The sequence below is a fragment of the Pseudomonas sp. GYB4201 genome, assembly GCF_056312595.1.
Map to the genome: position 1 here is coordinate 90,430 of NZ_JBWGIG010000012.1, position 8,305 is coordinate 98,734.

At 66.4% G+C, this 8,305-nt stretch carries 10 protein-coding genes; 8 read left to right on the top strand and 2 right to left on the bottom strand.

Annotated elements, in window-relative coordinates; all coding sequences use genetic code 11:
* Nucleotides 1-122: 122 nt before the first annotated feature.
* On the bottom strand, nucleotides 123-1,865 hold the full coding sequence (locus tag AC0Z2B_RS13780; RefSeq protein WP_476297305.1) for a cytochrome c biogenesis protein DipZ: 1,743 nt from the start codon (nucleotides 1,863-1,865) through the stop codon (nucleotides 123-125).
* 166 nt (nucleotides 1,866-2,031) lie between these two features.
* Between AC0Z2B_RS13780 and AC0Z2B_RS13785 the strand changes: the two genes are divergently transcribed.
* On the top strand, nucleotides 2,032-2,691 hold the full coding sequence (locus AC0Z2B_RS13785) for a M24 family metallopeptidase (RefSeq protein ID WP_476297306.1): 660 nt from the start codon (nucleotides 2,032-2,034) through the stop codon (nucleotides 2,689-2,691).
* A 72-nt stretch (nucleotides 2,692-2,763) separates the two neighbouring features.
* Entirely contained in the window at nucleotides 2,764-3,192 is a 429-nt protein-coding gene (locus AC0Z2B_RS13790; protein WP_476297308.1) for a TOBE domain-containing protein, read from the top strand.
* Here AC0Z2B_RS13790 and AC0Z2B_RS13795 read toward each other — a convergent pair whose 3' ends face one another.
* Complete coding sequence (locus AC0Z2B_RS13795) at nucleotides 3,193-4,110, bottom strand: bestrophin family protein (protein ID WP_476297310.1); 918 nt, start codon at nucleotides 4,108-4,110, stop codon at nucleotides 3,193-3,195.
* Between the two features lie 131 nt (nucleotides 4,111-4,241).
* Here AC0Z2B_RS13795 and AC0Z2B_RS13800 point away from each other — a divergent pair, with 131 nt between their 5' ends.
* The 6 genes from AC0Z2B_RS13800 to AC0Z2B_RS13825 all read left to right on the top strand — a co-directional run bounded on the left by AC0Z2B_RS13800 (nucleotide 4,242) and on the right by AC0Z2B_RS13825 (nucleotide 8,203).
* The gene (locus AC0Z2B_RS13800) at nucleotides 4,242-4,508 is read left to right on the top strand and encodes a hypothetical protein (RefSeq protein WP_473002688.1); all 267 of its coding nucleotides are present in this window, start codon (nucleotides 4,242-4,244) and stop codon (nucleotides 4,506-4,508) included.
* Between the two features lie 186 nt (nucleotides 4,509-4,694).
* Nucleotides 4,695-5,942: a SpoIIE family protein phosphatase gene (locus AC0Z2B_RS13805; protein ID WP_476297312.1), complete on the top strand. Its 1,248-nt coding sequence runs from the start codon at nucleotides 4,695-4,697 to the stop codon at nucleotides 5,940-5,942.
* Complete coding sequence (locus AC0Z2B_RS13810) at nucleotides 5,935-6,501, top strand: SiaB family protein kinase (RefSeq protein WP_416424832.1); 567 nt, start codon at nucleotides 5,935-5,937, stop codon at nucleotides 6,499-6,501. Before AC0Z2B_RS13805 ends, AC0Z2B_RS13810 begins: the two co-directional genes overlap by 8 nt.
* Before the next feature lie 17 nt (nucleotides 6,502-6,518).
* Nucleotides 6,519-6,905 carry a DUF1987 domain-containing protein gene (locus AC0Z2B_RS13815; protein WP_416424831.1) on the top strand — a complete coding sequence of 129 codons (387 nt, stop codon included), beginning with the start codon at nucleotides 6,519-6,521 and terminating at the stop codon, nucleotides 6,903-6,905.
* A 14-nt stretch (nucleotides 6,906-6,919) separates the two neighbouring features.
* Nucleotides 6,920-7,645, top strand: coding sequence for a GGDEF domain-containing protein (locus AC0Z2B_RS13820; protein ID WP_476297314.1), 726 nt, complete (start codon nucleotides 6,920-6,922; stop codon nucleotides 7,643-7,645).
* Between the two features lie 135 nt (nucleotides 7,646-7,780).
* Complete coding sequence (locus AC0Z2B_RS13825; RefSeq protein ID WP_416424829.1) at nucleotides 7,781-8,203, top strand: PA0061/PA0062 family lipoprotein; 423 nt, start codon at nucleotides 7,781-7,783, stop codon at nucleotides 8,201-8,203.
* Nucleotides 8,204-8,305: the final 102 nt, after the last annotated feature.

The window sequence follows — 8,305 nt, forward strand, 5'->3', positions numbered from 1 at the left end:
GCCATCGGCGCCTCTAGGGCGCCGGTTGGCGCAGGGTGCACAGGCGCCTGCGGCCATGGTCGGGGTTGATTTAGGGGCAGGGCTTCAGCAACCCTGCACGTTCGCCCAGCCCATGGCGGCGGTCAGCCAAAGGTGAAGGCATAGGCCGAGACACCCGGGTCGAGGAACTCGATGCTGAAGGTGTGCTGGCTGATGTCCCCGGGCTGGCGCACCAGCTGGTACAGGCGTTGCTCGGTGACCTGGCCGCTGCCGTCCGGCGCCACGTCGGTGCCGTGGGCGTCGCCCGGCGCCTTGCCATCGATCATCACCTTGAAGCGCACCGGCTGGCCGTTGGTGCCGGGGCCCAGCACCAGGTGCAGGTCGCGGGCCTGGAAGCGGTAGGCGATGCGGCCGTTGGCCTGGCTGAGGGTGGCCTGTTCGGCGCCGATTCGCCATTGGCCTTCCACGCCCCACTGGTTCAGCTGCGGCTGGGCGGGCAATTGATAGTGGGCGTCCTTGTCGGCAGCCAGCGCCGGGGTGGAGGCGAAGTTTTCCGAGCGGCGGTAGCCCACGTAGGTTTCCGGCGAGCGCATGTCCTGGTTGTCGGCGGCCTGCTGCACGCCTTGGGCGTCGATGTTCACCAGGTCGCTGTTGAACTGGCCGTGGCCGGCTTCGCGCAACAGTTGCTGGATGACCCGTTCGGACTGCTCGTATTCACCTTCGCCGAAGTGGTGGAAGCGGATCTTGCCCTGGGCGTCGACGAAGTAGTGGGCGGGCCAGTATTCGTTGTCGAAGGCGCGCCAGATCTTGTAGTCGTTGTCGATGGCCACCGGGTAGGTGATGCCCAGCTTCTTCATGGCCGCGGTGACGTTGCCCACGTCGCGCTCGAAGGCGAACTCGGGGGCGTGCACGCCGATCACCACCAGGCCCTGGTCGTGGTACTTGGCGGCCCAGGCCTTGAGGTAGGGCAGGGTGCGCAGGCAGTTGATGCAGGAGTAGGTCCAGAAGTCCACCAGCACCACCTTGCCCTTCAGCGCCTCGGCGGTCAGCGGTGGCGAGTTGAGCCATTGCACGGCGCCGTCCAGCGCCGGCAGGTCGCCTTCCACCGGCAACGGCTGGGTGTCGCTGACGGTGACGGCGGCGGCCTGCACGGGGTGGTTTTTCTCGCCCAGCACGCGGTCCACCAGGTGTTGTTCCAGGCCGCCGGTGCTGGCGGTGGACAGCTGCGCCAGCACGCCGGTGTCCAGGCCCAGGGCAATGGCGGCGACGCCGGCCAGCATCAAGGCACCCAGGCCGCGGCGGATCCACTCGCCCACGCCCAGGGCGCGCTTCATGGCGGCGAACAGCTTGCCGCCCACCAGCAGCGCGGCGGCCAGCGAGGTGGCGGCGCCGGCGGCGTAGGCCAGCAGCAACAGCGTGGTGCCAACGCTGGCGCCCTGCAGGGCGGCGCCGGTCAGCACCAGGCCGAGGATGGGGCCGGCGCAGGGCGCCCACAGCAGGCCGGTGGCCACGCCGATCAGGAACGAGGCGCCGGGGCGCGGCTGGTTGGTAGTGCCGGCGGCTTCCGACAGCCGGCTGCCGGCGGCCACCAGCGGCCGGGTCAGGCGCTCGGCCAGCTGCGGCAGCAGCAGGGTCAGGCCGAACAGCGCCACGAACACCAGCGCCAGCCAGCGGCCATACTGGTTCAACTGCACCACCCAGGCACCGCCTACCGCAGCCAGGGACGCCACCAGGGCGAAGGTCACGGCCATGCCGGCCAGCAGCGGCAGGCCGCTCTTGACGAAGGGCTGGCCGGTGCGGGCGAACACGAACGGCAGCACCGGCAGGATGCAGGGGCTGACGATGGTCAACACGCCCCCCAGGTAGACGATCAGTAGTAGCAGCATGAACTTGTCCTTTTCAGGCGGGGTGAATGGCGTTGTGGGAATGCTAACCATCCCGCGCTCGTGGAATCCTCACGGCCAGTTAAACATTTTGTGATATCTGCTGCGCAAGGTATCGCTATATAGTTTGCTGTATAGCGCTAATGGAACGATAACAGGAGTCACCGTGATGAATGCTTTCTCCAAAGAGGCCGTCGGCCCGTCCTACAGCCTGGCCTCGATGCAGCACGCCCAGGCCATGACCTGGCAGGCCATCGAGTTGCTGTCCCGGCGCATCGCGCCGGGCATGCTCGAGTCCCAGGCCCGCGAGCTGGGCAAGCAGGTGCTGCAGGAGCTGGACATGCAGCGTATCTGGCACCCGCTGCTGGTGCGCTTTGGCGCCAACACCCTGAAGACCTTCAAGCAGCGCTCCGAGGGCGACCCGGTGCTGGGCGAGGACGACATCTACTTCATCGACATGGGCGCCGTGTGGCAAGGCCATGAAGGCGACGCCGGCGCCACGTTCACCACCGGCAGCGACCCGCAGAAAATCGCCTGCGCCGCCGCGGCCAAGACCCTGTTCGACCGCGTCGAAGCCTTCTGGCGCGCCGAGCAGGTCACCGGCCAGGCGCTGTACGACTACGCCGACGCCCAGGCGCGGGAGATGGGCTGGGTGCTGAACCTGAACATCAAGGGCCACCGCGTCAGCGACTTCCCCCACGCCATCTACCGCGGCGGCGACCTGGGCGATTTCGAGCAGGCGCCCAACGCCGGGCTGTGGATTCTGGAGATCCAGCTGGCGCACCCGAGCCTGCCGTACGGCGCCTTCTACGAAGACCTGCTGGTGTAGCGCTATGGTTGTAAGCACATAGCGCCAATACCGATGATGGCGCCTCGATTGCCACTCACAGGGAAGCACCGCATGAAAGTCAGCGCACGCAATGTATTCAAGGGCACCGTCAGCCAGGTCAACCCGGGGGCGGTGAACGCCGAGGTGGCGCTGGCCCTGCCCGGCGGCGAGACGCTGGTGGCGGTGGTGACCCTGGCCAGCGTCAACAGCCTGGGCCTGGCGGTGGGCAAGGAAGCGGTGGCGCTGGTCAAGGCGCCGTGGGTGGTGCTGGTGACCGACACCGGCGGCTACCGCTTCTCGGCGCGCAACAGCCTGCAGGGCCAGGTGGTGCGCGTCGGCGACGGCGCGGTGAACGCCGAGGTGGTGCTGCGCCTGGCCGGCGGCACCGAGGTGTTTTCCATCGTCACCCGCGAGGCCGTGCAGGCGCTGGGCCTGGCCCCGGGCGTGACGGCCACGGCGCTGATCAAGGCCTCGCACATCATCCTCGGCGTGGCCGACTGATTACATCAGCACGCCGTCCTCGGGCTCTTCGGGCAGGGCGGCGGGCACCTCCAGCAGTTCCTGCACGGCAATCTCGATGTGCCGGCACATGGCGTTCAGCGGCAGGTCATTGGGCTGCAGGTCGAACGGGTCGGCGATCTGGTCGCCCAGGGCGTCCAGGCCGAAGAAGGTGTACGCCAGGATGCACACCGCTACCGGGGTAAACCAGCCGATGCTGTCGATCAGGCAGAACGGCAGCAGGAAGCAGTAAATGTGCACGGTGCGGTGCAGCAGCAGGATGTAGGGGTAGGGGATGGGCGTGTTCTTGATGCGCTCGCAGCCGCCCAGCACGTAGGACAGCCGCGTCAGCTGCTGGTCAATACCCATCTGCACTTGCTCGCCGGCGCCGGCCTGGCGCGCGGCGTCCTGGTAGCGCTTGCCCAGCAGGCCCAGCAGTGCGCTGGGCGGGTTCTGGTGGCCCAACACCACGTGTCGCGCGTGTTCGTCCAGGCGCTCCAGGGTCTGCGGCGCCACCGCCTCGCGGCGCAGGAAATGCTTGAGCACGTAGGCGAACGCCACCAGGCTGTGGCCCAGCTGTTCGCGCTGCTCCGCGGCCAGGTTGGGCAGCAGGCTCAGGGTCTGGCGCGTGAGGTTGCGGCTGACGATCAGCAATTCCCCCCACAAGGTCCGGGCCTCCCAGAAGCGCTGGTAGGCCACGGTATTGCGAAAGCCGAGGAAGATCGCCAGGGTCAGGCCCCACAGGGTGAACGGCGTGGCCGTGAGCACCACCTTGAAGTGGAACAGGGTGCCGTGGATGGCCACCACCGCCGAGCTGATCAGCATCGTGAACAGCACCTTGCGCCAGATGGCCGGGATGATCGAGCCCTTCAACGAAAACAGCAGCGTCAGGGCGGAGGGGTTGTGGGGGCGGATGATCATGCGCGCATCGGGCTCCTGCGGGGCGGGAAAGGGGATTTGCCGTGGGCGGCCCAAGCGCTATATCATTTGGTATATAGCGAATGGCCCGCTGGTGCATCCTACCCGTTCATTTTGGCCCCTGGAACGCTGCAATGCGCGAAAGAATCTACCCCTACACGGCTTGGCTGCTGACCCGCAGCTTCCAGCCCCTGGAAATCGAGCTGATCGGCCCCGGCTACGCGGCCAGCGGCTACGACCGCACCGAGTCGGGCCGCAACTACCACGTGGACGAGCTGTACCCCAGCAAGCTGGCGGCCATTGCCTGCGGCGAAGACCGCCTGGCCGAGCTTGAAGCTGATATCGCCAAGCGCCAGGCCAGCCTGGACAAGCGCCGGGATGCGCTGTACCGGCACAAATAGGCCCGGGCGTCGTCTGCATCGCGACTAAAGTCGGCTCCTACACCGTTCGTGGTAGGAGCCGGCCTTGGCCGCGATGCAGGCGACGCCATTTATGGGGTATACGGGGGGAGGGGAATTTGGGGTTGTAATATCATTTTAACATTGTATGGCTAGCATCGCGCCTTCACTTCGGGTCGGCCATACACCATGCACGCAGAAACCTTCCCCTTCATGCGTCCGAAACTTCCCCGCGATCACCGTTGCGCCGGTGACCTGTGCAAGGAAGTGCCCGCCATTGAATCCAGCGCCACCAACGCGCTGGTCATGGATATTTTTACTTCGCAAAAAGAGATGACCTGCCTGGCGGTGGTGGAAGGGCGCCGGCCCATCGGCCTGATCAACCGCAATATCTTCCTGTCGCAGATGAGCCGGCCGTTCCACCGCGAGCTGTACGACAAGAAAAGCTGCATTGCCTTCATGGACAAGGAGCCGCTGATTGTCGATGCGCAGATGAGCATCGAGGCGTTGACCTTCAAGACCGTGGAGTACGGCGAGAAGGCCCTGTCCGACGGTTTCATCGTCACCCGTGGCGGCGACTTCGCCGGCCTGGGCAACGGCCTGCAGTTGATGGGCGTGGTGGCCGCCATGCAGGCGGAAAAGAACCGGCAGATGATGCAGAGCATCGAGTACGCCAGCGTGATCCAGCGCGCCATGCTGCGCGCCTCGCGCGATGCGCTGAAGTCGATGCTCGATGACGCCGCCCTGCTGTGGGAACCGCGCGACGTGGTGGGTGGCGACTTCTACCATTTTGGCGCCTACGACGACGGCTGGTTCGGCGCCATTGCCGACTGCACCGGCCACGGCGTGCCCGGCGCGTTCATGACCTTGATTGCTTCCTCCTCGCTGACCCGCGCGCTGGCCCAGTGTGGCCCGCGCGACCCGGCCCGGCTGCTGTCGGCAGTGAACCGCAGCGTCAAGGAACTGCTGGGGCAGGTGGAGGGTGGCCAGGAACACCCCGAGTCGGACGACGGCCTGGACGCCGCGTTCTTCTGGTTCGACAGCGCCCGCCAGGTGCTCAGCTTCGCCGGCGCGCGCCTGGGCCTGTCGGTGCTGCACCCCGGCGCCGCCCAGGTCGAGACCCTGGCCGGCCAGCGCATGGGCGTCGGCTACGTGGCCAGCGAGCTGGATTACGCATGGCGCTGCGAGGAGGTGCCGATGCAGCCGGGCAGCCTGATGTTCATCGCCACCGACGGCCTGACCGACCAGATTGGCGGGCCAAAACGAATTGCGTTTGGAAAACGCAAGGCATTCGACACGCTCCTGGCCCACCGCCAGGCGCCGGCGGCTGCCATCTGCAATGAATTGCAACGTGCACTGGCGGGTTGGCAGGGAACGCAAACACGACGTGACGACCTCACCCTATTTTGCGCCCGGCTCAGGAACGACCATGGCTAACCCACACACTACACAGGACTGCACCTTTTTCGACCTTGCCCAGCAGCGCAACGTGATCTTCTATCACATGGGCTATTTCAGCCACAGCATCATCACCACCATGGCCGAGGTGATGAAGTTGCAGCTGGAAGTGGCCGGCGTCAGCGGCCCCACCCGGCGCAAGCTGTTCTCGTCGTTCGTGGAGCAGTCCCAGAACATCATCCACTATTCCTCCGACTGCCTGCGCACGCCGGTGGCCGAGGACGCCTCGGTGCGCCAGGGCGCGGTGTGCATCAGCGCCGAGGGCGACCGCTACCTGATGCAATGCGCCAACCCCATCGCCACCGACGACGTCGAGCGCCTGCGCGAAAAGCTGCTGGCGCTGTGCAAGATGTCCATCGATGAAATCAAGCAGGCCTACAAGGTGGTCCTGCGCGCCGAAACCCCCGAGGACAGCAAGGGCGCCGGCCTGGGCTTCCTGACCATGGCCCGCGACGCCAGCGCGCCGCTGGAATTCAGCTTCCATCCGCGTGCGGACGAACCGGGCACCTCGCTGTTCTGCCTCAAAGCCACGATCTGAGTAGAGACACACTGAAAATGGATAATTTCTACGTTGAAGCCAGTGCCACTTCGCCGGAAGTCGACTTCCGATTCGACCAGCACCTGCTGACCCTCAAGGGCGAGTCCTACCCGGAAAACGCCGCGGCGTTCTACGCCCCCGTGGTGCAGCACCTGCGCAGCTACCTGGAGGCCTGCAGCGGCGAGTGCATCACCGCCAACATCGCCCTGGCCTACTTCAACAGCTCCAGCACGAAGATGCTCTTCAGCATTTTCGACGCCCTGGACCAGGCCGCCCAGGCCGGCAACGAAGTCATCGTCAACTGGTACCACGACGAAGAAGACGAGACGATTTTCGAATTCGGCGAAGAGCTGCAGGCGGACTTCACCGCCATCCAGTTCAACGACCAGCCCGTGGCCAGTTGATGAGGAGTTCCGTGATGCCGGTAGCGTTGACCGAAGGGGTGCCCGACCTGTTCAAGAGCGAGTTCGACGCCCTGCAACACGCGCGCAGCGTGCTGGCCTTGCCCCAGGCCGATGCCGACCTGTACCGCCAGTCGCTGGTGGACATGGCCTTGCATTTCGAGCGCCTGATCCGCGAGACGCGCCGGCTGATCGGCCGCAGCGACCGCGCCGAGCGCGAGATGAACACCCTCAACGCGCAGTTGCAGATACTGGCCCGGCAGTTGGAACACCGCGCCACCCACGACGCCCTGACCGGGGTGCTGAACCGCGGCGCGATCATCGAGCAGACCAGCAGCACCCTGTCACGTATTGGCGTGGCGATGATCGTGCTGGACATCGACCACTTCAAGAAGGTCAACGACGAGTACGGCCACCCCGCCGGCGACGGCGTGATCCAGGGCATCGTCGGCTGCCTGCGGCAGATCGTCGGCGAGCGCGGGCTGATCGGCCGCGTGGGTGGCGAGGAGTTCACCGTGCTGTTGCCCGGCGGCAACCTCGATGACGGCCTGGGCGTGGCCGAGGCCATGCGCGCGGCCATCGCCGGCCACGTGTTCATGCACCCGGTGAACCGCCCGGTCACCGCCAGCTTCGGCGTCAGCGCCCACCCGGCGGGCACCGGTTTCGACCTGGCCTACGGCAGCGCGGACGCTGCGCTGTACCGCGCCAAGCGCGCCGGGCGCAACCGCGTGGAAGGCGCGTAGCGGTTTTTTCTGTAAACGGTCTGAAATTCGTTTCATGGGGATTCATTGGGCAGGGCAGGGGCGCTCGGCGAAGATTGGCCCATCGCCGGCAGCCTGCCGCGCAACGCTCCAACGACCCTTTCCGGGAGGAACCCCATGAACCTGAAAGCACTGACGCTGATCCCTGTCCTGGGCCTTGCCGCCTTGCTCTCGGCCTGTGCCGGCACGATGCCCAAGCCCGACCCGCACGACGCCTGGGTAGGCCTGCAGGAAGAGGCGCGCGACAACATGCTGGCCGAGCAGCTGGACGGCCACCCGCTCAAGGACGGCCGCTACTTCCAGGTGGCGCCGGGCAAGCACAGCATGCAGGTGGTGGTGTACGCCGCCAGCAGCGTGTACGTCGACGACAAGACCTGCCACGGCACCCTGGCCTATGCCCACTTCAAGCCTGACGAGCACTACCAGCTGCGCGAGACCAGCACCGGCATGAGCATGGGCCTGGCCCTGGGCGTGGACCTGGTGAACGACCGCGGCCGCACGGTGGCCCACACCGACCAGTTCACCTGCGCCGCCGGCTGATCCCAGCCGCCCCGCGCCTGCACCCGTAGCCGCTGCCGCAGGCTGCGCTGGCCCTGTGCCTCGCTGGAGATCTCCAGTGAAGCGGACGGCCAGCGCAGCCTG